Annotated in this window: 21 protein-coding genes and 3 pseudogenes; 14 read left to right on the top strand and 10 right to left on the bottom strand. The window is 68.6% G+C overall.

Features of this window, described 5'->3' with window-relative positions; translation table 11 throughout:
• Nucleotides 1-118: 118 nt before the first annotated feature.
• Together ACZ6I3_RS38060 and ACZ6I3_RS38055 are read right to left on the bottom strand one after the other, a co-directional pair.
• Nucleotides 119-1,678: a glycoside hydrolase family 53 protein gene (locus tag ACZ6I3_RS38060; RefSeq protein ID WP_469420912.1), complete on the bottom strand. Its 1,560-nt coding sequence runs from the start codon at nt 1,676-1,678 to the stop codon at nt 119-121.
• 112 nt (nt 1,679-1,790) lie between these two features.
• Nucleotides 1,791-3,812, bottom strand: a complete 2,022-nt coding sequence (locus tag ACZ6I3_RS38055) for a beta-galactosidase (protein ID WP_469420950.1) — start codon at nt 3,810-3,812, stop codon at nt 1,791-1,793.
• 196 nt (nt 3,813-4,008) lie between these two features.
• Between ACZ6I3_RS38055 and ACZ6I3_RS38050 the strand changes: the two genes are divergently transcribed.
• The 5 genes from ACZ6I3_RS38050 (at nt 4,009) to ACZ6I3_RS38030 (ending at nt 8,659) form a co-directional block, all read left to right on the top strand.
• Nucleotides 4,009-5,328: an ABC transporter substrate-binding protein gene (locus ACZ6I3_RS38050; protein WP_469420911.1), complete on the top strand. Its 1,320-nt coding sequence runs from the start codon at nt 4,009-4,011 to the stop codon at nt 5,326-5,328.
• Complete coding sequence (locus ACZ6I3_RS38045; RefSeq protein WP_469420910.1) at nt 5,325-6,251, top strand: carbohydrate ABC transporter permease; 927 nt, start codon at nt 5,325-5,327, stop codon at nt 6,249-6,251. Before ACZ6I3_RS38050 ends, ACZ6I3_RS38045 begins: the two co-directional genes overlap by 4 nt.
• Nucleotides 6,248-7,156, top strand: a complete 909-nt coding sequence (locus tag ACZ6I3_RS38040; protein WP_469420909.1) for a carbohydrate ABC transporter permease — start codon at nt 6,248-6,250, stop codon at nt 7,154-7,156. Before ACZ6I3_RS38045 ends, ACZ6I3_RS38040 begins: the two co-directional genes overlap by 4 nt.
• Nucleotides 7,153-8,184 carry a LacI family DNA-binding transcriptional regulator gene (locus ACZ6I3_RS38035; RefSeq protein ID WP_469420908.1) on the top strand — a complete coding sequence of 344 codons (1,032 nt, stop codon included), beginning with the start codon at nt 7,153-7,155 and terminating at the stop codon, nt 8,182-8,184. The genes ACZ6I3_RS38040 and ACZ6I3_RS38035 overlap by 4 nt, the downstream gene beginning before the upstream one ends.
• A gap of 85 nt (nt 8,185-8,269) precedes the next feature.
• A complete protein-coding gene (locus tag ACZ6I3_RS38030; RefSeq protein ID WP_469420907.1) occupies nt 8,270-8,659 on the top strand; it encodes a MarR family winged helix-turn-helix transcriptional regulator in 390 nt (129 codons plus the stop codon).
• A gap of 30 nt (nt 8,660-8,689) precedes the next feature.
• Here the strand turns inward: ACZ6I3_RS38030 and ACZ6I3_RS38025 are convergent, their stop codons facing one another.
• Together ACZ6I3_RS38025 and ACZ6I3_RS38020 are read right to left on the bottom strand one after the other, a co-directional pair.
• Nucleotides 8,690-9,091, bottom strand: coding sequence for an SseB family protein (locus ACZ6I3_RS38025; protein WP_184595591.1), 402 nt, complete (start codon nt 9,089-9,091; stop codon nt 8,690-8,692).
• Between the two features lie 245 nt (nt 9,092-9,336).
• Nucleotides 9,337-9,883, bottom strand: a pseudogene (locus ACZ6I3_RS38020) (Type 1 glutamine amidotransferase-like domain-containing protein); the annotation flags it as partial.
• Between the two features lie 109 nt (nt 9,884-9,992).
• Here ACZ6I3_RS38020 and ACZ6I3_RS38015 point away from each other — a divergent pair.
• Nucleotides 9,993-10,466, top strand: a complete 474-nt coding sequence (locus ACZ6I3_RS38015; protein WP_469420906.1) for a hypothetical protein — start codon at nt 9,993-9,995, stop codon at nt 10,464-10,466.
• Between the two features lie 4 nt (nt 10,467-10,470).
• Here ACZ6I3_RS38015 and ACZ6I3_RS38010 read toward each other — a convergent pair whose 3' ends face one another.
• On the bottom strand, nt 10,471-10,623 hold the full coding sequence (locus ACZ6I3_RS38010; protein WP_469420954.1) for a hypothetical protein: 153 nt from the start codon (nt 10,621-10,623) through the stop codon (nt 10,471-10,473).
• Between ACZ6I3_RS38010 and ACZ6I3_RS38005 the strand changes: the two genes are divergently transcribed.
• On the top strand, nt 10,574-11,413 hold the full coding sequence (locus tag ACZ6I3_RS38005) for an NUDIX hydrolase (protein WP_469420905.1): 840 nt from the start codon (nt 10,574-10,576) through the stop codon (nt 11,411-11,413). The two genes, ACZ6I3_RS38010 and ACZ6I3_RS38005, sit on opposite strands and share 50 nt — an antisense overlap.
• Here the strand turns inward: ACZ6I3_RS38005 and ACZ6I3_RS38000 are convergent.
• Nucleotides 11,379-11,732 (bottom strand): annotated as a pseudogene (locus tag ACZ6I3_RS38000) (transposase); the annotation flags it as partial. The gene ACZ6I3_RS38005 and the pseudogene ACZ6I3_RS38000 overlap by 35 nt on opposite strands.
• Nucleotides 11,733-11,747: 15 nt before the next feature.
• Nucleotides 11,748-12,668, bottom strand: coding sequence for a LysR family transcriptional regulator (locus tag ACZ6I3_RS37995; protein WP_469420904.1), 921 nt, complete (start codon nt 12,666-12,668; stop codon nt 11,748-11,750).
• 50 nt (nt 12,669-12,718) lie between these two features.
• Between ACZ6I3_RS37995 and ACZ6I3_RS37990 the strand changes: the two genes are divergently transcribed.
• Nucleotides 12,719-13,660, top strand: coding sequence for a nitrilase-related carbon-nitrogen hydrolase (locus tag ACZ6I3_RS37990; RefSeq protein WP_469420903.1), 942 nt, complete (start codon nt 12,719-12,721; stop codon nt 13,658-13,660).
• Between the two features lie 150 nt (nt 13,661-13,810).
• Here the strand turns inward: ACZ6I3_RS37990 and ACZ6I3_RS37985 are convergent, their stop codons facing one another.
• The gene (locus ACZ6I3_RS37985; protein WP_469420902.1) at nt 13,811-14,749 is read right to left on the bottom strand and encodes a LysR family transcriptional regulator; all 939 of its coding nucleotides are present in this window, start codon (nt 14,747-14,749) and stop codon (nt 13,811-13,813) included.
• A 39-nt stretch (nt 14,750-14,788) separates the two neighbouring features.
• Between ACZ6I3_RS37985 and ACZ6I3_RS37980 the strand changes: the two genes are divergently transcribed.
• The 6 genes and pseudogenes from ACZ6I3_RS37980 to ACZ6I3_RS37955 all read left to right on the top strand — a co-directional run bounded on the left by ACZ6I3_RS37980 (nt 14,789) and on the right by ACZ6I3_RS37955 (nt 19,276).
• Nucleotides 14,789-14,941: a hypothetical protein gene (locus tag ACZ6I3_RS37980; RefSeq protein ID WP_469420901.1), complete on the top strand. Its 153-nt coding sequence runs from the start codon at nt 14,789-14,791 to the stop codon at nt 14,939-14,941.
• Nucleotides 14,938-15,672, top strand: a complete 735-nt coding sequence (locus ACZ6I3_RS37975) for a hypothetical protein (RefSeq protein WP_469420900.1) — start codon at nt 14,938-14,940, stop codon at nt 15,670-15,672. Before ACZ6I3_RS37980 ends, ACZ6I3_RS37975 begins: the two co-directional genes overlap by 4 nt.
• Before the next feature lie 163 nt (nt 15,673-15,835).
• A complete protein-coding gene (locus ACZ6I3_RS37970) occupies nt 15,836-17,062 on the top strand; it encodes an MFS transporter (RefSeq protein ID WP_469420899.1) in 1,227 nt (408 codons plus the stop codon).
• Nucleotides 17,063-17,223: 161 nt separating this feature from the next.
• The gene (locus ACZ6I3_RS37965) at nt 17,224-17,718 is read left to right on the top strand and encodes a cupin domain-containing protein (protein WP_469420898.1); all 495 of its coding nucleotides are present in this window, start codon (nt 17,224-17,226) and stop codon (nt 17,716-17,718) included.
• An 83-nt stretch (nt 17,719-17,801) separates the two neighbouring features.
• Nucleotides 17,802-18,921, top strand: a pseudogene (locus ACZ6I3_RS37960) (IS630 family transposase).
• Between the two features lie 46 nt (nt 18,922-18,967).
• Entirely contained in the window at nt 18,968-19,276 is a 309-nt protein-coding gene (locus ACZ6I3_RS37955) for an immunity 53 family protein (RefSeq protein WP_469420897.1), read from the top strand.
• A gap of 166 nt (nt 19,277-19,442) precedes the next feature.
• On the opposite strand, the gene ACZ6I3_RS37950 is transcribed toward ACZ6I3_RS37955, so the two are convergent.
• Both ACZ6I3_RS37950 and ACZ6I3_RS37945 read right to left on the bottom strand, forming a co-directional pair.
• Nucleotides 19,443-20,051, bottom strand: coding sequence for an HhH-GDP family DNA glycosylase (locus tag ACZ6I3_RS37950; RefSeq protein ID WP_469420896.1), 609 nt, complete (start codon nt 20,049-20,051; stop codon nt 19,443-19,445).
• Nucleotides 20,052-20,173: 122 nt separating this feature from the next.
• Complete coding sequence (locus tag ACZ6I3_RS37945) at nt 20,174-20,902, bottom strand: DUF4839 domain-containing protein (protein ID WP_469420895.1); 729 nt, start codon at nt 20,900-20,902, stop codon at nt 20,174-20,176.
• Between the last annotated feature and the right edge of the window lie 292 nt (nt 20,903-21,194).

The raw sequence follows: 21,194 nt of genomic DNA, 5'->3' as shown, positions 1-21,194 counted from the left end.
TTCCCACTGTCTCGCAGCCCATGCCGACGCGTACGGCAGTCGGCATCGTTGACCGATACCGAACTGCCGTACGCTCTGGCGAAGTTCGGGGGCAGGACGTCGCCCTGCCCCGGTGAGATCAGCGGTGGCGGAACCAGGACATCGACGAGAGTGCCCGGTCGTCGTAGCCGAAGAGCGCCTGGTTCTCCCAGCCGTTGCCGGAGGAGGCGTCGGTCGGGTCCCAGCCGTTGCCTCCCACCGCGGTCCAGGTGGCCTCCCAGTAGAAGATGCCGAGGCCCCGGCCGTTCGGGACGGCCTCCACGATGCTCGCCACGTCGTTCATCCACCGGGTCTGGCCGGCCACGCTCGCCGGATAGCCGGGGACCAGCTCGCCGGTCAGGTCGATGATGTTCTCGTGCGCGTCCTCGCTGTCCAGGCGGAACGGGTAGGCGGTCTCGGCGACGTAGACCGGCTTGCCGTAGCGGGAGGCCGCGTCGTCGAGGGTCGTCTGGAAGTCGGCCAGTGTGCCGTGCCAGTAGCCGTAGTACGACAGGCCGATCGCGTCGAACTTCACGCCGTTGGACCGCGCGCTGTCGAACCACCAGCGGGTGCCCTCCAGATCACCGCCCTCGGCGAGGTGCAGGGCGACGGTGGTGGACGAGTTGACCGCCTTGACGGCGTCGTAGCCGGAGTTGAGCAGACCGGCCAGCTGCGTCCAGTTGGAGGTGGATCCCTCGGTCCACAGCATGCCGCCGTTGATCTCGTTGCCCACCTGGACCATGTCGGCGGTGGTGCCCTGCGCCTTCAAGGCGTTCAACACGTCGTACGTGTGGTCGTACACGTCCGTCCTGAGTTGACCGTACGAGTGTCCGGCCCAGGCGGCGGGCTTGTCCTGGCGGCCGGGGTCGGCCCAGAAGTCCGAGTAGTGGAAGTCGACCAGCAGCTTCATGCCCTGCGCCTTGACGCGCTTGGCCATGGCCAGGACGCGTGCCTTGTTGTTGTAGCCGTCGGCCGGGTTCACCCACACCTTGAGGCGCGCGTAGTTCATGCCGGACGACTTCAGGACGGCCAGGGCGTCGCCGGCCGTACCGGAGCTGTTGCGGTAGACGCCGCCCTTGGCCTCGCTCTTGGCCAGGGACGAGATGTCGGCACCCTTGATCGACGTACCGGACGTGCCCGACGTGAAGCTCAGGTCGTCGACATTGATCCAGTTGCCGGCATTCGCGTCACTGTTGATGCTGATGGTGCATTGGTTGCCGGTCACATTGACCGGCACGACGATCCGGATCCACCCACTGGCAGAGACCGGCAGATCGGTGCGCTGCTCGGCGCCGCCGCAGTTCTTCAGCGCTATGTACGCGGACTTCTGTCCGCCGCCGGAGCGCACCCAGGCGGTGAGCTTGTACCGGCCGTTGGTGAGTCCGGACAGGTACTGCCAGGTCTCCGCCTTGTAGGCGGTGGAGGCCCAGTGGCTCAGGCGGTAGCTCCCGCCGTGGCCGCCGGACTCGACGAACGAGGCGCCGGTGTCGCCGGACTCGGACCAGCCGCTCGGCGTGGCCGCGCCCGAACCGTCGGTCTCGAAGCCTCCGTTGGTGAGGGTGCTCGCGGCGTGGGCGGTCTGCGCGGGCAGGGCGGTGAGGGCGAGTCCTGCGGCGAGCGGCAGCAGCAGGGCTCTGAGCGTGCGTCTGGGATGGAACATCGTCGTCCGTCGTCCCTTCGACGTCGGGGATGGGGGCGCCTCTCACCAGGGGGCCGGTGAGGGGCCCCTCCGCCCGCGGCTCGTGCGGCTCGCACGGGCGGAGGGAGTCGGTTCAGCCGTCGAGCCGGACGACCCGGACGGCTCCGGCGGGGACGGCCAGGCGGCCCGCTGCGCGCTCTCCGGTCAGCAACTCGGTGCCCGGGGTCTCCAGCGGCACCTTGGTGTCCGAGCCGGTGTGGTTGAGGGCGAACAGGTAGGTGCCCGACTCGCCGGTGCGGCGTACCACTTCGACGTCCCGGGGCAGGTCGGCGCGCGGGGCGAGGCGCGCGTCCTCGATCGCCAGGCCGAGCAGCGTGTCGAGGCCGTCGCCGCCGAGCCGGGCGGAGACGTACCAGGCGCTGCCCTCGCCGAGGCTGTGCCGGGTGACGGCCGGGTGGCCCGCGGTGAGGCCGTCGGCGTAGGTGCAGACGGTCTCGGCGCCGCGCGGCACCACGAACTCGGTCCATACGTCGGCGCCCAGTTCGGATCCGTCGGGGCCGGTGACGCGGACCCGTTCGCCGGGCAGCAGCGGCGAGAACTCCTCGACCGTTAGGCCGAGGACGTCCCGGAGCGGGCCCGGGTAGGCACCCTCGTGGACGGCGTCGTGCTCGTCGACGATGCCGGAGAAGTACGAGACGACCAGCGTGCCGCCGTTCTCGACGTAGGCCTTGAGGTTGTTCCCGGCCGTCTCCGTCATCAGGTACAGGGCCGGTACGACGACAAGGGGATACCTCGACAAGTCGGCTTCCGGGTGGGCGAAGTCGACGGTGAGGTGACGGTCGTAGAGGGTCTCGTAGAAGGCGTCGGCGCGCTCGCGGGCGTCGTGGTCCTCGCTGGGGCGCCAGTCGAGGTTCTGCGCCCACCAGGAGTGCCAGTCCCACAGCACGGCCACGTCGGCGACGGTGCGGGTGCCGCGCACATCGGCCAACGCGTCGACGGCCGAGCCCAGTTCGGTGACCTCGCGCCAGACGCGGGTGTCGGTGCCGCCGTGCGGGAGCATCGCCGAGTGGAACTTCTCGGCGCCGCGCCGGGACTGGCGCCACTGGAAGAACATGGCGCCGTCGGAGCCGCGCGCCACATGGGCGAGGGAGTTGCGGGCCATCTGGCCGGGGGCCTTGGCGGGGTTGCGGGGCTGCCAGTTGACGCCCGAGGTGGAGTGCTCCAGGAGCAGCCAGGGGGCGCCGCCCGCGACGGAGCGGGTGAGGTCGGCGGCCATCGCGAGGTTGACGTGGGTGCGGCGGCCGTCGGTGATCAGGTAGTGGTCGTTGGTGACGATGTCGACCTCGCGGCCCCAGGCCCAGTAGTCGACGGAGTCGCACTGGCTCAGGGCCGTCATGAAGTTGGTGGTGACCGGGACGCCCGGCGAGAGGCGGTGCAGGATGTCCCGCTCCGCCACGAAGTTCTCGCGCATGGTGGCGTCGGCGAACCGCTTGTAGTCCAGCGCCTGGCCCGGGTTGACGGACGTCGGGGTGAGCCGGGGCGGGTTGATCTGCTCGAGGTCCGTGTAGCGCTGGCCCCAGAAGGCCGTGCCCCAGGCCTCGTTGACGGCGTCGACCGTGCCGTACGTCGTCGCGAGCCAGCGGCGGAAGTGCGCGGCGCAGGCGTCGCAGTAGCAGGCCGAGACGGGGACGCCGTACTCGTTGTGCACGTGCCACATGGCCAGGGCCGGGTGGTCACCGTAGTGCTCGGCGAGCTCGGTGGTAATGGCCGCCGCGGCCGAGCGGTAGTCGGCGTTGCTGTGGCAGATCGCGGCGCGGGAGCCGAACTCGTGGCGCACACCCTCCGGTGTCACGGGCAGGGCCTCGGGGTGGGCGCGGTAGAACCAGACCGGCGGGCAGACGGTGGGCGTACCGAGGTCGACGCGGATGCCGTTCTCGTGCAGCAGGTCGACCACGCGGTCGAGCCAGCCGAAGTCGTACACGCCGGGCGACGGCTCCAGCAGCGCCCAGGAGAAGATCCCGACGCTCACCATCGTGACGCCGGCCTCCCGCATCAGCCGGACGTCCTCCTGCCAGACGCTCTCCGGCCACTGCTCGGGGTTGTAGTCCCCGCCGAAGGCGAGCCTGGTGAGGCCCCTGGGGGTGGTCTCCGGCATGGACTCCGGCATGGATGGTCTCCAGGTCGATCGATTAATTGGGAACGTGCACACACAACGATGCCGTGCGGAGGCCAACATAACCGCACAGCAACAACCATTGACAAGTGTCCGGGATGTTTCTCTACTGTGAACGCTCACAGAAGCATGGCAGGTCTTCGCAGCAGGCGAGGACCCCAGGTCAGGGGAGAGATCCATGCCGTACACGAAGCGCCGCCGCCTCGTGAGAACCGCCGTCGCCGTCGCGCTCGGCGCCACCACACTCGCCGCCTGCGGGACGGAGTCGGCGGACAGCGAGACCGAGTCGGGCCCGGCGTCGCTGACGTACTGGACCTGGACGCCCGGCATGGACAAGGTCGTGGACCTGTGGAACAAGGGCCCGGGCAAGAAGGACCAGATCACCGTCACGGTGAAGAAGCAGGCGTCCGGCGACACACTGGTCACCAAGATCCTCACCGCGCACAAGGCGGGCAAGGCGCCCGACCTGGTGCAGGCGGAGTACCAGGCACTTCCCACCCTGGTCAGCAATGACGCGCTCGCGGACATGGCGAAGAACGTGGGCGACGCGAAGGGCAGCTTCGCCGACGGCGTCTGGCAGCAGACCACGCTGGGGACGGACGCGGTCTACGCGGTCCCGCAGGACATCGGGCCGATGATGTTCTACTACCGCGAGGACCTGTTCAAGGAGTACGGCCTGACGGTGCCGACGACCTGGGACGAGTTCGCCGAGACCGCCCGCAAGCTCAAGAAGGCGGCTCCCGACAAGGACCTGACCACCTTCTCCGCCAACGACTCCGGCCTCTTCGCGGGCCTCGCGCAGCAGGCCGGCGCCAAGTGGTGGACGACCTCCGGCGACCAGTGGAAGGTCTCCATCGACGGCGCGGCGACACAGAAGGTCGCGAAGTTCTGGGGCGGCCTGGTCGAGGAGGGCGCCGTCGACAACCAGCCGATGTACACGCCGGCCTGGAACAAGGCGCTCAACACCGGAAAGCAGATCGCCTGGCTCAGCGCCGTGTGGGCCCCCGGCACTCTCACCACCGCGGCTCCCGACACCAAGGGCAAATGGGCCATGGCCCCGCTCCCCCAGTGGTCCGCGAGCGAGACCCGCACCGGCAGCTGGGGCGGCTCCTCCACCGCCGTGACCACGGACTCCAAGCACCAGGCGGCCGCCGCGAAGTTCGCCACCTGGCTGAACACCGACAGCGACGCCCTCAACGCGCTGGCGAAGGAGAGCGGCATCTACCCGGCCGCCAAGAACGCCCAGACCAGCGGTGCCTTCCTCAAGCCTCCGGCCTACTTCTCGAACCAGGCCGACTTCTACACCAAGGCCGCCGACATCGCGGAGACCACGGCACCGTCCGCCTGGGGCCCGAACGTGAACGTCGCCTACACCACGTTCAAGGACGCCTTCGGCGCAGCCGCGAAGAACAAGTCCGACTTCGGCGCGGCTCTGAAGAAGATGCAGGACGACACCGTCGCCGACATGAAGAAGCAGGGCTTCGGGGTCGCTCGGTGAAAAGCACGGCACGCCGGCAGTCGTACGGGGTCAAGGAGGCCCCGTACGCCTTCCTCCTCCCAGCAACCCTCCTCTTCATACTGTTCTTCGCACTCCCCATCGGCTATGCGATCTGGCTCAGCCTCCACAAGGTGAAGGTCTCCGGCCTCGGCCTCGGCTCCGGGGCCCGCAGGGAGGTCTGGGCCGGTCTGGAGAACTACACCGACGCCCTCACCGACAGCGAGCTGCTGCAGGGGACGCTGCGCGTGCTGGGCTACGGCTGCATCGTCGTACCGGTGATGCTCGGCCTCGCCCTGCTGTTCGCGCTGATGCTCGACTCCGAGAAGGTGCGGCTGGCACCCTTCACACGGCTCGCGATCTTCCTGCCGTACGCCATCCCCGGTGTGGTGGCGGCGCTGCTGTGGGGCTTCCTGTACCTGCCGGACGTGAGCCCCTTCTACTTCGTGCTCGACAAGCTGGGCATGCCTCAGCCGGACCTGCTGGACGGCGGGCCGCTGTATCTCGCTCTCTCCAACATCGCGGTGTGGGGCGGCACCGGCTTCAACATGATCGTCATCTACACCTCGCTCCAGGCGATCCCGGCGGAGGTGTACGAGGCGGCGAAGCTGGACGGCGCCACCCCGGCGCAGATCGCGCTGCGGATCAAGATCCCGATGGTGGCGCCCTCGCTGGTGCTGACCTTCTTCTTCTCGATCATCGCCACGCTCCAGGTGTTCAACGAGCCGACCACCCTCAAACCGCTCACCAACTCCGTGTCCACGACGTGGAGTCCATTGATGAAGGTGTACCGGGACGCGTTCGGCGAGGGCGACATCCACAGCGCCGCCGCGCAGGCCGTGATCATCGCCTTCGCCACGCTCCTGTTGTCCTTCGGCTTCCTGCGAGCCGCGAACCGTCGTCAGAAGCAGGAGGCCACTCGATGAGTTCCCTTGCCGTCCCGAAGGCCGAGCCGGTGGCCGGCAGCACACCCGGCACCGTCCAGGGCCGCCCGCCGCTGCGCCGCCGGATCGCCCTGATCCCGACGGTCACCCTGCTCCTGGGCGCGGTCTACTGTCTGCTGCCGGTGGCCTGGGTGCTCATCGCGGCCACCAAGTCCGGCAGTGAGCTGTTCTCCACGTTCACGTTCCTGCCGGGCTCGGGGTTCGCCGACAACCTCCGGGACCTGAGCGCCTACCGCGACGGCGTGTACTGGGCGTGGATGGGCAACTCCGCCCTGTACGCCGGCCTGGGCGCCCTGCTGTCGACATGCGTCTCGGCGTTCAGCGGCTACGCGCTGGCGACCTACCGCTTCCGGGGCCGCGAGGCGATCTTCAACGTGCTGCTCGCGGGTGTGCTGATGCCGCCGGTGATCCTGGCCATCCCGCAGTACCTGCTGCTGGCGAAGGCCGACCTCACGGACTCGTTCCTGAGCGTCCTGCTGCCGCAGGTCCTCTCGCCGTACGGCGTCTATCTCGCGCGGATCTACGCCGCCGCCGCGGTGCCCGCCGACGTGGTCGAGGCCGGGCGGATGGACGGGGCCAGCGAGTGGCGGATCTTCACGCGGATCGCGCTGCCGATGATGATCCCCGGCATGGTGACGGTGTTCCTGTTCCAGTTCGTGGCGATCTGGAACAACTTCCTGCTGCCGTACATCATGCTCAGCGACGACGAGAAGTTCCCGATCACGCTCGGTCTGTTCACGTTGCTGGAGCAGGGGGCCAACACCCCGGCGCTGTACACGCTGGTGATCACGGGCGCGTTTCTCGCGGTGCTCCCGCTGGTCGCCCTCTTCCTGGTCATCCAGCGCTTCTGGAGTCTGGATCTGCTGTCCGGAGCCGTAAAGTCATGACCATGAACGCTGCGGGAGGCAGGCGCAGGCCGCCCACGATCCACGATGTGGCGCGCGAGGCGGGGGTCTCGCGCGGCACCGTCTCGCGGGTGCTCAACGGCGGCCACTACGTCAGCCCGGCCGCCCAGGAGGCCGTCAACGCGGCCATCCGCAGGACGGGTTACGTCGTCAACCGGCACGCCCGCTCCCTGATCACCGGGCGGTCCGACTCGATCGGCTTCCTGCTCACGGAGCCGCAGGAGCGGTTCTTCGAGGACCCCAACTTCAATGTCCTGCTGCGCGGCTGCACGCAGGCGCTCGCCGCGCACGACATCCCGCTGCTGCTGATGCTGGCCGGCACCGAGGACGAACGGCGGCGCATCACCCGGTACATCACCGCCGGGCATGTCGACGGGGTGCTGCTGGTCTCCAGCCACTCCGGCGATCCCGTCGCCGAGCAGCTGCGCGGGGCCGGGGTACCGCTGGTGGCCTGCGGGAAGCCGATCGGGCTGGCCTCCAAGGTGAGCTACGTGGCCGCCGACGACCGCGACGGTGCCCGCGACATGGTGCGTCACCTGCTGTCGCTCGGGCGGCACCGGGTGGGCATGGTGACCGGTCCGCTGGACACGCCGGGCGGTGTCGAGCGCCTCGCCGGCTACAAGGAGGTGCTGGCGGACGCCGGCCTGGAGTTCGACGAGCGGCTCGTCGTCTCCGGGGACTACAGCCGGGCCAGCGGCGAGGCGGGGGCTGAGCGGCTGCTGGCACAGGCCCCTGACATGGACGCGGTGTTCGTCGCGTCGGACCTGATGGCACAAGGGGTGCTGGCGGCGTTGCAGCGGGCGGGGCGGCGAGTGCCGCAGGACGTCTCGGTCGGCGGCTTCGACGACTCACCGGCGGCGCTGGGCGCCGTCCCTGAGCTGACGACCATCCGGCAGCCGTGGGACCGCATCAGCGCCGAGATGGTGCGGGTGCTGCTCGCGCAGATCGGGGGCGAGGATCCGGCGGCGGTGATCCTGCCGACGGAGTTGGTGAAGCGGGAGTCGACGTAGGTCCGGTCCTGGCTCCGGAAGGACGTCACGAAGGACGCCACTCCATGCACAGTCATTGAACCTCGGACCGGTGTACCGTTCGCTTATGGCAGCGAAAACGGCTGGTGCGCGGCTCGAGGAACGGTGGCGGGACATCCTGTCGGCGCACGCGCGCACGATGTGCGAGATCGACCGGGCACTGCATCCGCACGGCCTCGGCGCCTCCGATTTCGAGGTCCTGGACATGCTCGCGACCGCCGCGCCCGAGGAGGGCGAGCAGTGCCGGGTGCAGAATCTGGTCGGGCGGGTCCATCTGAGCCAGAGCGCGCTGTCGCGGCTGATCGCCCGGCTGGAGAAGGACGGTCTGGTGACACGTTCCGTGTGCGTGGAGGACCGGCGGGGCGTGTGGGTCTCCCTGACCTCCAGGGGCCGTGACCTGCACACCGAGGTGCTGCCGCTGCAGCGGGCGGCGCTGGCCCGGACGCTGGGCACGTAGGCGGCCCAGGCCCGGACCGGGCCGATCGCCCTACGGACGTGCCAGCAGGGTGCGGACTCCCTCCGAGGTGAGCGTCAGGCGGTGCTCCGAGCTGCCGTCGATGGTGAGCGACAGGTCGTCGGCCGGCCACTGCGCCGCGAGGGCGCCGAGCGGCACCATGCGGTAGCGGGAGACGAACGGCAGCAGCCCGGCCATCTCCACCTCGGAGGTGAACACGGGCACCACCGGTTCGCCGCCCGGCTGCTCCAGCACCGGCAGCGCCACCGCGGAGGGGTTGGCGGCGTCGGCATCGTTCGCGTCGTCGGGCACGGGGATGAGCACGTCGCTGTCGGCGAGCGCGTTCAGAGCCGCCGCGTCCTCGGTGTTCTCGGCGAGGACGTCCAGAGCCCGCTGGGCGGGCGTGGGCGTGGGGTTGTTTGCGGGTGTCTCCATGGCAGATTCCCTGGTAGCGGCGGTCTTGCGGCCCACCCGGGACATGATCCGCCCCGGGCACGGTTCTGCTCGCGTACCCGATCGTGGACGGGGCAATCCTGGTGGATCACTGAGGTTCAGGGGATCAGCGGTGCCGATCACTGCTCGGGGCGTCCAGGGGGCTTCTGATGGATCTCCGCGGGAGAAGGAGCGGCGTTCGGTGCGTGCTCTCGGCGTGCCGGGCGGAAGGCCTCGTAGCGGAGCTACTAGGCCTTTTGTCCGGTGCGGCGAGAGTGCGTGCCGGGCGTCGCGACGCCGCGGAGATCCATCAGAAGCCCCCTAAGAGAGCCGGAAGACGTGAGGACCCGGCAGGGCAGCTCCCGCTCGCGCACCCCGCCGGTCCCGTCCGGTTCCACGCGTGACACCCCCGCTCCCGGCACCCGGGTGACGGCTTCCGTGAGCACACCGTCCGTGAAGAGCACTCCGGCCCCGTCCTCCACCGCCCAGCCCGCCGTCAGGTTCCCCGCCGCCACGGCCGCACGCTACGAGGGCCGCCGGCCAGGTTCACCGTCGTAGTGCGGGCAGACGGAGCCGGGCAAGCAGCCCCAGGCCGCCGGGGAGGTACGTCAGCGGCCCGAAGGAGTCGGTGTGCGAGCCTTCGGCCCAGCAGTTGGCACCGGCGCTTTTGCCGCACAGCAACGTGCCCTGCTCGTACGCCTCACGCAGCAGCCGGTCCACACCGTGGGCGCGCCAGACCTCGAGGAGATTGGCCGTGTTGCCGCCGCCCACGTACACGACGTCCTGGGCGAGCAGACCGTCGTCGGTGGAGAAGCCGCCGCCGAGTAGGGCGAGACGTTGTGGGGGTTGGATCACCACGAGAGAGTCAGTTCTGGGGGCAGGAGCGACGCTGTAGATTCGCCCGGTGACCTACGACATCATGCTCGTGCGGGTTCAGCCGGGCCTGACGTTCCAGGAAGCGGTTGACCGCCTCAGCGCCGACTTCGATCCCGATGCCGACCTGCCGCTGCTCCAACTTACTCACGCGCAACGGAACGAGTGGGGCCGAATCCTGAGACGAGTCTCGCGGGACATTGGTCCCGTCGAGTCCGAGGAGTACCTGTACAGCCTCACGCTTGAGACCGTTGGTCCGCCAGGGCGCGTACAGCTCGACTACTGCGGCGACACAGCCCACATCGAGGTTGCTTACCGCTATTCGGGTCCGGCGGCGTTGGAAGTGATGGAGCTGGCTTATCGCATCGCTCGCATCGTCGAGGACGAAAGCGGCTTGACCGGACACGACTTCGAGGTGGACCAGCCCACCCGAACCGGTGCATCTGTCAATGCGGCCGCCCGGCTGAGCAGCGTCTCTGATTGGGCACAGCAGCACTTGAGTTAGCGGATCATCGGGCGGACCAGAGGAAGATGCCCGCGATGTGGAGACCGGCGAGGTAGATGGTGATAGCGGCCGCGCCCTGCGGATCGTCCAGCCGGAACCCGCGTTCCTTGACCAACTTCGGTTCGGCCGCGCCACCGCGGTGCCAGGGACGGGACATCAAGTTCCGCGTCTCGGCGGCCCTGCTCAACGGCGAGGGAGTCGCCCTCATTCATCGCGTCAATGACGGCCAAGACCAGTACACCCTGCCAGGTCGCAATGCCGACCCCGGTGAACCCGTCCATCAGGCCCTCGCACGGGAACTCGACGAAGAGCTGGGCTTAGACCTCACAGAAGCAAGCGGCGTCCCGCGACTGATCTGGATCCAGGACACCATGGTCACCCGCCCCAGCCCCACCCGCGCCCGTCAGCGCACCGTCGAACTCGACGACACGCCAGCCTCGGCCACCTCATCTGGAGCCCCTACAGGGACACCGCCGCAAGGCGAGGATCCCACCAGTCCCGCTCGACACCATCCGTCATTCAGGCCCCGCGGGCGCATCAAGGTGCTTGTCGATAAAGGCGTTGATGAACTCCACTCCGAAGGCATGTGTCATCGGAAAGGTGTCGGCCTGAGCGAGCCACGGAAAAGCCCAGGTCAGAGCAGCTTTCTCGGCTCGCCGCGCAGCGTGAGTGCGCCCAGAGCGTCAAACGAGCGTCACGGTCGACAGCCCGTCCCTCCCACTCGGGCCAGACCGAGCTGCCACGACCAGTTGCCCAGCAGGGTCCGCCCCGCTCACTCCAGAGGCCAGCTGGCTCATCATGACCCGCGCCACTACTCCGGCCCCAGAATGGAGGCATGCCCTCCAGCCCACAACACCCCGCACCCATGCCGAAGAACCTCTCGGGGGCGGAGGCCGAGAACCTCGCGCTGTACCAGGAGACCGGGGTATCACTATCACTGTCGGTGATCGAGAAGATGGTTGTGTTGGACACGCTCGCGCCTTAGACCTCGGCCAGGTGGGCAGAGATCTCGCCGTGCGTCAGCCCCCTCGCCGACAACGACAGCACCATCTCGTCCACCCCGGACAGGCGCCGCTGCCGCTTCTTGACGATGGCCCGCTCGAACGTTCCGGCCACGTCCCAGGGGACCTTGATCTCGACCGGGCCGACATCGGTCAGCACCGTCATCGCCCGCGTCCTGTTGCGGCTGTTGCCACTGCCCCCGCCTTCGGCATCGTGCTTCTCGTATCCGAGGTGATCGGTTAACTCGCCCTCCAGGGCGGACTCAGCGGTCTCTCAGAACTACTCATTTCTGCGAGACGCTTCGTCGACGAGGCGGCGGAGCCAGGCGTGGGCGGGATCGTCGGTGGTGGTGCCGTGCCAGATCGCGCTGACGGTGTACCGGGGCATCGGCAGGGGCGGCGCCGTAGCTGTCAGGCCCAGGATGTCGGCGTAGACGGTGGCTGCGTGAGTGGGGAGGGTGACCAGGGCGGGCAGCGTGGCGAGCTGGAGGGCGGCTCCGGCGAAGTGGGTGGTGGCGGCGATCACTCGGCGTTCGAGTCCGCGAGCTTCCAGTAGGTCGTCGACTATGCCGCGGCGGCCGTCGTAGGAGATCAGGAGGTGGGGGTGAGCCAGGTAGTCCTCCAGTGTGATCGGGGTCCGCAGCGGCAGGAGGCGGGGGTTGAATACGCAGGTGTAGCCGGAGGTGAACAGGTCGCGGCTGCGGTGGTCGGTGCCGTGCGCGGGGGCGGCGGCCAGGCCGAGGTCGACCTCGCCGCGGTCGATCATGCCGGCGACGGTGTTGCGGCTGGCCTGCCGTACGGCGAGCCGGATGCCCGGCAGTTGGGCGGTCGCGGCCAGCAGGCGGGGCAGCAGGGCTGCTTCGATGTCGTCGGACATGCCCAGGGTGAAGGTGCGCTGGACGGTAGCCGCGTCGAAGTGGTCCAGACTGGTCACGGCGCCATAGATGAGCCCGAGGGCCGGTTCGATGCGGCGGGCGAGTTCGGCGGCACGCGGTGTGGGCTCGACGCCGCTGCGGGTGCGGGTGAACAGTTCGTCGCCGAAGAGTCCGCGCAGCCGGCCGAGGGCGGCGCTGGTCGCGCCCTGGCTCAGATGCAGAGCGGCGGCGGCCCGGGTGACACTGCGCTCGCGCATCAATGCCGCGAAGACGACCAGCAGATTGAGGTCAGCCTTCCGGAATTCGGTTTCGTAAATGTCGATCATCGCGATGATTAGTTTGCCGGATGTGTGTAGGGGTTTCTACCGTCGACGGCATGACCTCTCCTGAATCCCGCCGCACCATGACCGTCGCCGTCGCCCAGGCGGCCGCACCGTTGTTCGACACCCCGGCCGCACTGGCCCGGGCCGAGGAACTCATCCGCGAGGCCGCCGGCCGGGGCGCCGAGGTCGTCGTGCTCCCCGAGGCGTTCCTCGGCGGCTACCCGAAGGGGCTCGACTTCGACATCACGGTCGGCAGCCGCACCCCGGCCGGCCGCGACCTCTTCCGCCGCTACCACGCCGCAGCCATCGAGATCCCCGGCCCGGAGGTCGGACACCTGGCCGCGGTTACCCGGGAGCTGGGCTGCCATGCGGTGGTCGGCGCGGTCGAGCGCCAGGGCGGGACGCTGTACTGCGTCGCGCTCTACTTCGGTCCCGACGGCTACGTGGGCCTGCACCGCAAGCTGATGCCCACGGCCGCCGAGCGCTATCTGTGGGGCCAGGGCGACGGCTCCACCCTCCCCGTCGTCGACACCGGCGCCGCCCGCCTCGGCGCCGCCATCTGCTGGGAGAACTACATGCCGCTCTTCCGCATGGCGATGTACGCCAAGGGCGTGGACCTGTGGTGTGCGCCGACCGTCGACGACCGTGACGCCTGGCAGGCCACCATGCGTCACATCGCCCTGGAAGGCCGCTGCTTCGTCCTCAGCGCCAACCAGTACCTGCGCCGCGACGCCCTACCGGCCGACCTCCGCCCCGTCCAGGGCAACGAACCGGACACGGTCCTGGTCGGCGGCGGCTCCGTCATCGTCTCCCCGCTCGGCGAGGTGCTGGCCGGTCCACTGCGCGACGGCGAGGGCATCCTGACCGCCGAACTCGACCTCGACGACCTCGCCCGCGCCCGCTTCGACCTCGACACCACCGGCCACTACGCCCGCCCCGACGTCTTCACCCTCCACATCGACGAATCCCCCCACCCCACGGTCACCGTCGGTTGACCGACACCAGCAGAAGCGCGAAGGGACGCGCGCCCGGGACGCCTGCCCGGCGCGCTCAGGCACGGCAGGTGCGAGAGGGCGTCAGTTCGTGCCGGGCTGTGGGACCGGCGCTGGCTTCCATTCGGGGGGAGGCGTCTTCATGACGGGGCCTCATGCACCGGCGCCCGTGATGGCGGCCTTCGGGCCGCTGGGTTGACTGCACGTCGCCACGGCCCGGCGCAGCCAGCGGTGCGCAGGATCGCCTGCCCGCCGGACGTGCCATGCCTGCTGGTAGGCGGGTCGGGGAAGCTCCAGGGGCGGAGCGAACTTCCGCAATGTCTTGTACCGGCGCATAGGCCCCACCGCCCGGCTGGCAATGGTCAGCAGGAGGTCGGTGCCTGGAAGCAGGTCGGCTGCCGCACTCCAGTGGGGCAGTGTCACGGCCAGATGCCGCCGTAGTCCGCGCGCCGCCAGCGCTTTCTCGATCTCATCGTTCGCATCGGGGCGCAGGGTCAGCGAGATGTGCGGACGCTCCAGCCACTCCTCGAACGACAGCCCTCCTCTTGCGGGGAGGACCGCCTTGTCCGCCAGGCATACGAATTCCTCCTGGAAGAGGTCCTGGATCTCGATGTCGTCGGGCAGGTGGGGAAAGATTCCCAGCGCGAGATCGAGTTCGCCGTCCTGGAGCTGCGCCAGCATCGCCTCCCGGCTGGCTTGGGTGATCGCAAGGTCGAGGCCGGGAGCATGGCGGCGAACATGCCGCACCAGCGGGGGCAGCACGAGGTGCGCCGCGTAGTCCGACATCGAGATCCTGAAGCGCCTGCGGGTGCGCGCCGGTTCGAAGTCAGGGGCACTGAGTAGGTCGTTCAAGCTGCTCAGGGCGTCTTCGAGTGGCTGCACCAGCGCCTGGGCGCGTGCCGTGAGGGCCATACGACCGCCGTGCCGCACCAGCAGGGGGTCACCGAAGTGTGTCCGCAGCTGCCCCAGGGTGTGACTGACGGCCGGCTGGCTCTTGTGCAGCCGCACTGCGGCGCGGGTGACGTGCTTCTCGGTCAGCAGCGCGTGCAGCGCCACCAGCTGGTTGAGGTCGATCCGCTGCAGTTCATCCATGGTGCGAATAGTAGAGATGCACAGGAAGCATTTCCATAAATGAGCCTGATGGTGGATGGTCGAAGTGACGAGGCGCTGACCCTCTCTGGAGAGGCGTCGATGACGGCGGGTTCCGGCCGTTCCTGGCTGCAAGGCGCAGGGCGGCGGTTCCCGCGGCCGTTCAACCGCTACTCACGTCAGGACTGGAAATGACCAAGGCAGATCTCACGCTCTCCTACATCGACGGACGGCCGTCCACGATCGGCATCGAGGCCGTCAACGAGGTGCTGCGCACCGTGGGCGTCCACGCCAGCCGGACTCCCGTTCCCGCGGAGGCCGGCCCGATCGTGGCGGCGTCCAGGACCCGGGCGCTTTCGGAGGACGAGCAGGCCGAGCTGATCTCGATGTTCGCCCTGCACCGCAGTGACCTGCTGGCGCACGTCCAGCTCGCCGGCCGCACTCCCGAGGCCACTGAAGGCGGCCACCTGAACACCTCCGAGCACGGGGTCGCTCCGTACCCGAAGGTCTACGACATGCAGGCCATGGACGCCGCCGCCAAGCACTTCGTGCAGGCGCGCTTCGGCCGCCTGCACGTCAACACCACCGACGATGGCGTCGGCATCGACGAGGTCATGACCGTGGTGTCCGGCGGCCCGATGACGTGGTTCTACCGGCTTCCCGACGGCGTCGTCGTCAAGCTCTCGGTACCCGCCGTGGAGACCGGCGACCCGGCCTGGCGCATCAGCTACCCCGGCAAGCGTCCCCACGGCGCGTTCCTGGACGCCGAGCACGGCCTGATCGTCGCCTACGCCCACGGCCCCGAGAAGTTCGTCATGCGCTACGACGCCCCGAACGCCGAAGGCTCGGAGGCACTGGGCAATAACCCGTGGATCGACTTCGACGGCGACGCGCCCCGGATGCTGGACGACGTTACCGCGAGCTGACCCTATACGAGGTGAACAGGCCGGCCACGGCTCCACGCGCCCAGCCGGCCGTTCGCCTCGCGCTCCCTCTGGGACCCCAGGCCGTCACCACCGGCCAAACCGGGCAACCCCGCCCCACCCCGCACCCCCTTCCATCCCACTGTCCACCGGCACAGGAAGAGTCATGTCCACCACGACCGGACCGGCCTCCACGCGCACCCCCGCCTCCGTGAACGAACCCATCCGCCGCGTCCCCGTCCTGTGGCTGGCGCTGCTCGCCACGCCGGTCGCCGCCGCTAACAACGCCGCCGTCCTGATCCTCGACGACATGAGCCGCTCCCTCGGCATCACCCTGGCCACCGCGTCGTGGCTGGTCACCGTGTTCGCGCTGACGCTGGCCGTCGCGACCCCGCTGATCGCGACCTTGGTGCGCAGGCGCGGTACACGCGCAGCACTGTGGACCAGCGCCGCCTTCGTCGCCGTGGGCACCGCGATCGTGACCGTCTCGCCGTGGCTGCCGCTCACCCTCGTCGGGCGCGCCGGCCAGGCCGCGGGCGGCGCGGGCATGATGGCCATCGCCATGAACCTCGCCGGTACCGCCCGCCGCATGGGCGTCATCAGCGCCGGCTCCGGGATCCTCGGAGGTGTCGGCCCACTGCTCGGCGAACGCCTCACCAGTGCGGTCTCCTGGCGGGCGGCCCTGGCCATCCTGATCATCACACTCGTGGCCGTCCCCGCTGTCAGCCGCCACACCACCAAGGTGCTCCCCACGACCGAGGGCCGCTTCGATGCCCGCGGCGCCGTGTTGCTCGCGATCCTGTCCAGCGGCATCGTCCTACTGCCGTCGAACCCGCTGCCCGCCCTGGCCGTGGCGGCCGTCACCACCGCCCTCCTGGCCCTGCACATCCGGCGCCGCCCGCACGGCTACGTCCCCCAGGTCGCGCTGCGGTCCCGCCTCTTCCGCGGCTCGGTGCTGATCGCCGTCGCCCTGTCCGTGCTCTACTTCACGCTGCTGTTCGGGATCCCCCAGCTGATCACCGACCGGGCCGGCTGGTCGACCGGATCGGTCGCGGTCGGCCAGATGATCGCCATGAGCGCCGGGTCCATGCTCACCCTCGCCTTCGCCGCCGTCTCCGCGCGCCTGGGCCAGAGCACGGTGCGAGCACTCCTGCTCGCGGTCGCGGCGCTCGCCGCCGCGGCGGCCGTCTTCGCCCACAACGCGATCGTCCTGTTCGTCGCGATCGGCCTGGCCGTCTTCACCGCGACCGGCGCCAACGCCACCCAGTCCATGGCCGCCGCCTCCGCCGTCCCCGACCGCCAACGCCCCACCGCCATCGGCCTGTTCCAACTCGCCTACCTCATGGGCGGAGCCCTCGGCCCCGCACTGGCAACCATGCTCATCCTCAGCTGAGTGACCGGCCGCACCACGGACCGGGCGAGTCACCACGCCCATTCGCCCCAGCCCGCCCACCTCCGACAACGCCGCAGATAGGCGTGTAACCGCCCTTACCCATCCGCCTCCTTTGGGGAATCCCATCGCGGCGTCAAACCGCCCTCACGAAAGGAACCACCGTGTCGTACCCCGACCCTCGCTACCTCAGCGACAAGGGCGAGATCAGCGCGAAGTACCGACCCGCGGCCGAGGAGCCCGACACCGGCTTCATTGGCGCTACCAACATCAACTACGTGGCCGCCGAGGAAACCACGCAAGGCGAGTACGGCCTGTACAAGGTCGACATGGGACCGAAGACCATTGGCGCCAAAGAGCACTTCCACCGGGCGATCTCGGAGTCGTTCTACGTGCTCTCCGGCGAGGTCCAGTTCTACAACGGCGAACGCTGGATCAGGGGCGGAAAGGGAGACTTCCTCTACGTGCCCGCCGGTGGACTGCATGCCTTCCAGAACGACACAGATGACCCGCTGTCCATGCTGATGTTCTTCTCGCCGGGTGCCCCGCGCGAGGAGTACTTCGAGAAGGCCGCAGAGTACGCGGAACGCAGCCGCGAAGAAGCCAAGACCTTCCAGGTGCGACACGACACCTACTTCACGGACATGCTCGACGCCTAGTGCTGTGACCGCATAGGTTCGCCGGGTCGGAGGTTGTAGCGGTTGGATGTGCGGTGACGTCCGATCCGACCGCTGGAGGCGCGATGGCCGAGCCCGTCCGTGTGCGCAGACTGACCGACCAGGAGGGGCAGAAGCTGCAGCGGATCGTGCGCCGGGGCAGCACCAGTTCGGTGCGATACCGGCGCGCGATGATGCTGCTGGCCTCGGCCGGCGGGAACCGGGTGCCGGTGATCGCGGAGCTGGCACAGGCCGACGCGGACACCGTCCGGGACGTGATCCACCGCTTCAACGAGATCGGCCTGGCCTGTCTGGACCCTCAGTGGGCGGGAGGTCGTCCCCGCCAACTCAGCGATGACGACGAGGACTTCGTCATCGCGGCGGCCACCACCCGCCCGGTCAAGCTCAGCCAGCCGTTCACCCGCTGGTCGCTGCGCAAGCTGGTTGCCTACCTGCGCAAAGTCCACGGCCGGGTGATCCGCATCGGCCGCGAGGCACTACGGTCCCTGCTCGCCCGCCGCGCGTCACCTTTCAACGCACCAAGACCTGGAAGGAGTCCCCTGACCCCGACCGTGAGGCGAAGCTGGACCGTATCGAGCACGTTATGGACCGCTTCCCGGACCGAGTCTTCGCCTTCGACGAATTCGGCCCGCTGGGGATCCGGCCCACCGCTGGCTCGGGCTGGGCAAAACGGAAGCATCCCGACCGGGTGTCGGCCACCTACCCCCGCACTCACGGAGTCCGGTACTTCCACGGCTGCTACTCGGTCGGCGAGACCGACTGTGGGGTGTGAACCGACGCAAGAAGGGAGCCGTGAACACCCTGGCCGCGCTGAAATCGATCCGTACCGCCGGGCCCGACGGCGCCCCGATCCACGTGATCATGGGCAACCTGTCCGCCCACAAGGGCGCCGATATCCGACGCCGGGCGAAGAAACACAAGGTCGAGCTGTACTTCACTCCGACCTACGCCTCGTGGGCGAACCCGATCGAAGCGCACTTCGGACCGCTGCGGCAGTTCACCATCGCCAACTCCAACCATCCCAACCACACCGTGCAGACCCGGGCCCTGCACGCCTACCTCCGCTGGCGCAACACCAACGCCCGCCACCGCGACGTCCTAGCCGTCGAGCGCAAGGAACGCGCCCGCATCCGCAGCGAGAAAGGCATCCGCTGGGGCGGCCGACCCCTCGTCACCACGGCCTGAGCGACCCGGCGAACCTATGGTCAGAGCACTACTAGCATCCCCTGTCATGAGCGATTCGGAAGATGCCCTTGACTGGCTGCAGCACTGGTACGCCGCGCAGTGCAACGAGGAATGGGAGCACGAGTGGGGCCTGAAGATCGCCACGCTCGACAACCCCGGCTGGACCGTCACCATCGACCTGGAGGAGACCGACCTGGAGCAACACGAATACCCCCGCCAGGACGTCAACCGCAGCGCACACGACTGGGTCTGGGCATGGACTTCCGAGAAGACCTTTCACGCCAGATGCGGCCCCGGCAATCTCACCGAAGCCCTCGCCTTGTTCCGCTCCTGGGCGACCGCGAACACTCCGTGAGCAATCGCGTAGCGGCGGGACGCCAACCCGGTGAACCTATGCGGTCAGAGCACTAGCTGGTGGGAGGAGAAGACCGGAGACATGGTCCGCGAACTCAGCCGCGCACCATCCGCGAGCGATCAGCCTGCTGTAACCCGCACCTACAACGGCCAGGCCCGCTGGGTGGCTACGTAGCCTTCGACCTATGCCGCCAAACGGCATGCTCCAGTCCACCTTTGTCGTGCCCGAGAAGCGCGGCGGCTTCCTCATACACGGCACGCAACTGGTCGTATGGGAGGTCCGGAACACCAGCATCCACGGCGAAGGCGCGCAGATGTACGTCAACGGCGACGTGCGAACGGCCGACGAGATTGCCTATGTAGTCGATGCTCTTCGGCCCCACTCCCTTCACCGTGCGCAGCGCGGCGCGATTGGCCTGATGATCGAGCCAGGTGTGAAGGTCCTCGCGGGTATCGACCTCGTCGGCAGCGAGGAGGTTGGTGATGGCGTGAGCCGTCGCGACCTTCTGTGCGTGGTTGAACTTCATGGCCACGGCAAGGTCTTCCGTGACGAGCCGGCGCTGGAAGCCGCGGACTGTTCTTGCATCAGCCCAGCTCAGTTGCAGATGGAGAAGCCGCGGTCGGAGAGTCCTCTCGTAGTTGCACCGTGGCTGGAAGCTGACGTCGCAGATGACAGCACCCATGTGGGTCCATCCGCCGGGCTGGAGAAACGGTCCGCCGCCAAGGAGGTGTCGAACGTGGCCGGCGAGCCGTTGGGCAGGGCTGGATGCGAGCATGGGTCAAGGATGGCGCTGCCGTCTGGCAAGCTGGTGGGAAAGTTCAAAACTCTCGAATGGATGGAGCAGGGGGCCGTTCTATCGGGCAGCTCCCTCCATGCTGGGAAGGCTGCCCATTTCGGCTACCGGGTCTCCGTCGAGACCGGGGCGAGGCGGAATAGGCACTGGACCGTGTTGAACTCGATCACCTCGGCGATGAAGCGGAACTTGTCGCCAACAGCAATGCTGGCAGGGACCTCCTTGCCGGTCAGGTGGAGGTTGCCGGTGTTGACGTCCTCGTACTTGAAGTTCGGACCGTCCGTCGTCTGCGGCCCCTTGTCGCCCGGGCCGAGAAGGAAGTCGTAGCGGGTCCGGTCATCCGCGTGGGCCACCATGTGCCTGATTGACCCGTCGAAGGCGACCGTCTGCCCCTCGTGCTTGGTTGCGAAGTTCACGTTCGCTTCGCCACACGGATCCGCCTTCAACAACGTCGCGAACTCGGGACTGTTCTGCGCCGTGATCGCCTCAGCGGTGGTCGGCTCGTCTGCGGGCGGCGTAGCAGAAGGCTTCTCACTGGCGGCCGTCGAACTGGCCGACGCGCCCTTCTCCTCGTCGCCGTCGCCGTCGCCGTCGCCGAGCGCAACGCCCGTGCCGATGATGGCGGCCAAGACCACGAGGCCGGCAGCCCCCGCCCCGATCAGACGCCAAGGCAGTGGCCTCTTCGGCCGACGGAAGTTGAGGGTGGTGCGAAGTCTGCCTGGGAGCTGTTCCACGAGCTCCCATCCGTCCTTCTGCATCTTCGAGATCACCAAACCGTCGGTGCCCCGAACCGTCTGCACGGCCTTGTACTCGTACTTGATCTCACCGACCATGCGGCTCCCCGCCCCCTGAAGCGAACTGGTCTTACCAACTGGGCGCGAGCATAGATGACTCCACGAGGAGCCCGGCGTCACGAACTGGCGGCTCATCAAGGGGATCCGCAGCACGCTGAACGCGTGTAACGGGAGACCGGAGTCGGCACGCACTACCAAGGGCACACCTCGGGCAACGAGTTGATCACCGTTGGTAGCTAAGACGTCATTTCAGTTGGCGTGATCTTGCGGCAGTCTGGGGTGATGACTGCTGCGCTTGTCGAACGGTTGGCGCCGGAAGACCTGTGGGAGT

The sequence above is a fragment of the Streptomyces sp. NPDC041940 genome (genome assembly GCF_055589465.1).
The sequence above is the reverse complement of the archived record's forward strand: the minus strand, read 5'-3'. Positions and strand labels throughout refer to the sequence as shown.

Excerpts from the sequence above, each read along its gene's own strand:
- ACZ6I3_RS37985 (WP_469420902.1), bottom strand. The coding sequence starts at position 14,749 with ATGGATGAACTGCAGCGGATCGACCTCAACCAGCTGGTGGCGCTGCAC.
- ACZ6I3_RS38035 (WP_469420908.1), top strand. The coding sequence starts at position 7,153 with ATGACCATGAACGCTGCGGGAGGCAGGCGCAGGCCGCCCACGATCCAC.
- ACZ6I3_RS37950 (WP_469420896.1), bottom strand. The coding sequence starts at position 20,051 with ATGCTCGCATCCAGCCCTGCCCAACGGCTCGCCGGCCACGTTCGACAC.
- ACZ6I3_RS38025 (WP_184595591.1), bottom strand. The coding sequence starts at position 9,091 with ATGGAGACACCCGCAAACAACCCCACGCCCACGCCCGCCCAGCGGGCT.
- ACZ6I3_RS37975 (WP_469420900.1), top strand. The coding sequence starts at position 14,938 with ATGACCAAGGCAGATCTCACGCTCTCCTACATCGACGGACGGCCGTCC.
- ACZ6I3_RS37990 (WP_469420903.1), top strand. The coding sequence starts at position 12,719 with ATGACCTCTCCTGAATCCCGCCGCACCATGACCGTCGCCGTCGCCCAG.
- ACZ6I3_RS37995 (WP_469420904.1), bottom strand. The coding sequence starts at position 12,668 with ATGATCGACATTTACGAAACCGAATTCCGGAAGGCTGACCTCAATCTG.
- ACZ6I3_RS38010 (WP_469420954.1), bottom strand. The coding sequence starts at position 10,623 with ATGTCCCGTCCCTGGCACCGCGGTGGCGCGGCCGAACCGAAGTTGGTC.
- ACZ6I3_RS37970 (WP_469420899.1), top strand. The coding sequence starts at position 15,836 with ATGTCCACCACGACCGGACCGGCCTCCACGCGCACCCCCGCCTCCGTG.
- ACZ6I3_RS38055 (WP_469420950.1), bottom strand. The coding sequence starts at position 3,812 with ATGCCGGAGACCACCCCCAGGGGCCTCACCAGGCTCGCCTTCGGCGGG.
- ACZ6I3_RS38050 (WP_469420911.1), top strand. The coding sequence starts at position 4,009 with ATGCCGTACACGAAGCGCCGCCGCCTCGTGAGAACCGCCGTCGCCGTC.
- ACZ6I3_RS37955 (WP_469420897.1), top strand. The coding sequence starts at position 18,968 with ATGAGCGATTCGGAAGATGCCCTTGACTGGCTGCAGCACTGGTACGCC.
- ACZ6I3_RS38060 (WP_469420912.1), bottom strand. The coding sequence starts at position 1,678 with ATGTTCCATCCCAGACGCACGCTCAGAGCCCTGCTGCTGCCGCTCGCC.
- ACZ6I3_RS38040 (WP_469420909.1), top strand. The coding sequence starts at position 6,248 with ATGAGTTCCCTTGCCGTCCCGAAGGCCGAGCCGGTGGCCGGCAGCACA.
- ACZ6I3_RS37945 (WP_469420895.1), bottom strand. The coding sequence starts at position 20,902 with ATGGTCGGTGAGATCAAGTACGAGTACAAGGCCGTGCAGACGGTTCGG.
- ACZ6I3_RS38030 (WP_469420907.1), top strand. The coding sequence starts at position 8,270 with ATGGCAGCGAAAACGGCTGGTGCGCGGCTCGAGGAACGGTGGCGGGAC.
- ACZ6I3_RS37980 (WP_469420901.1), top strand. The coding sequence starts at position 14,789 with ATGAGCCTGATGGTGGATGGTCGAAGTGACGAGGCGCTGACCCTCTCT.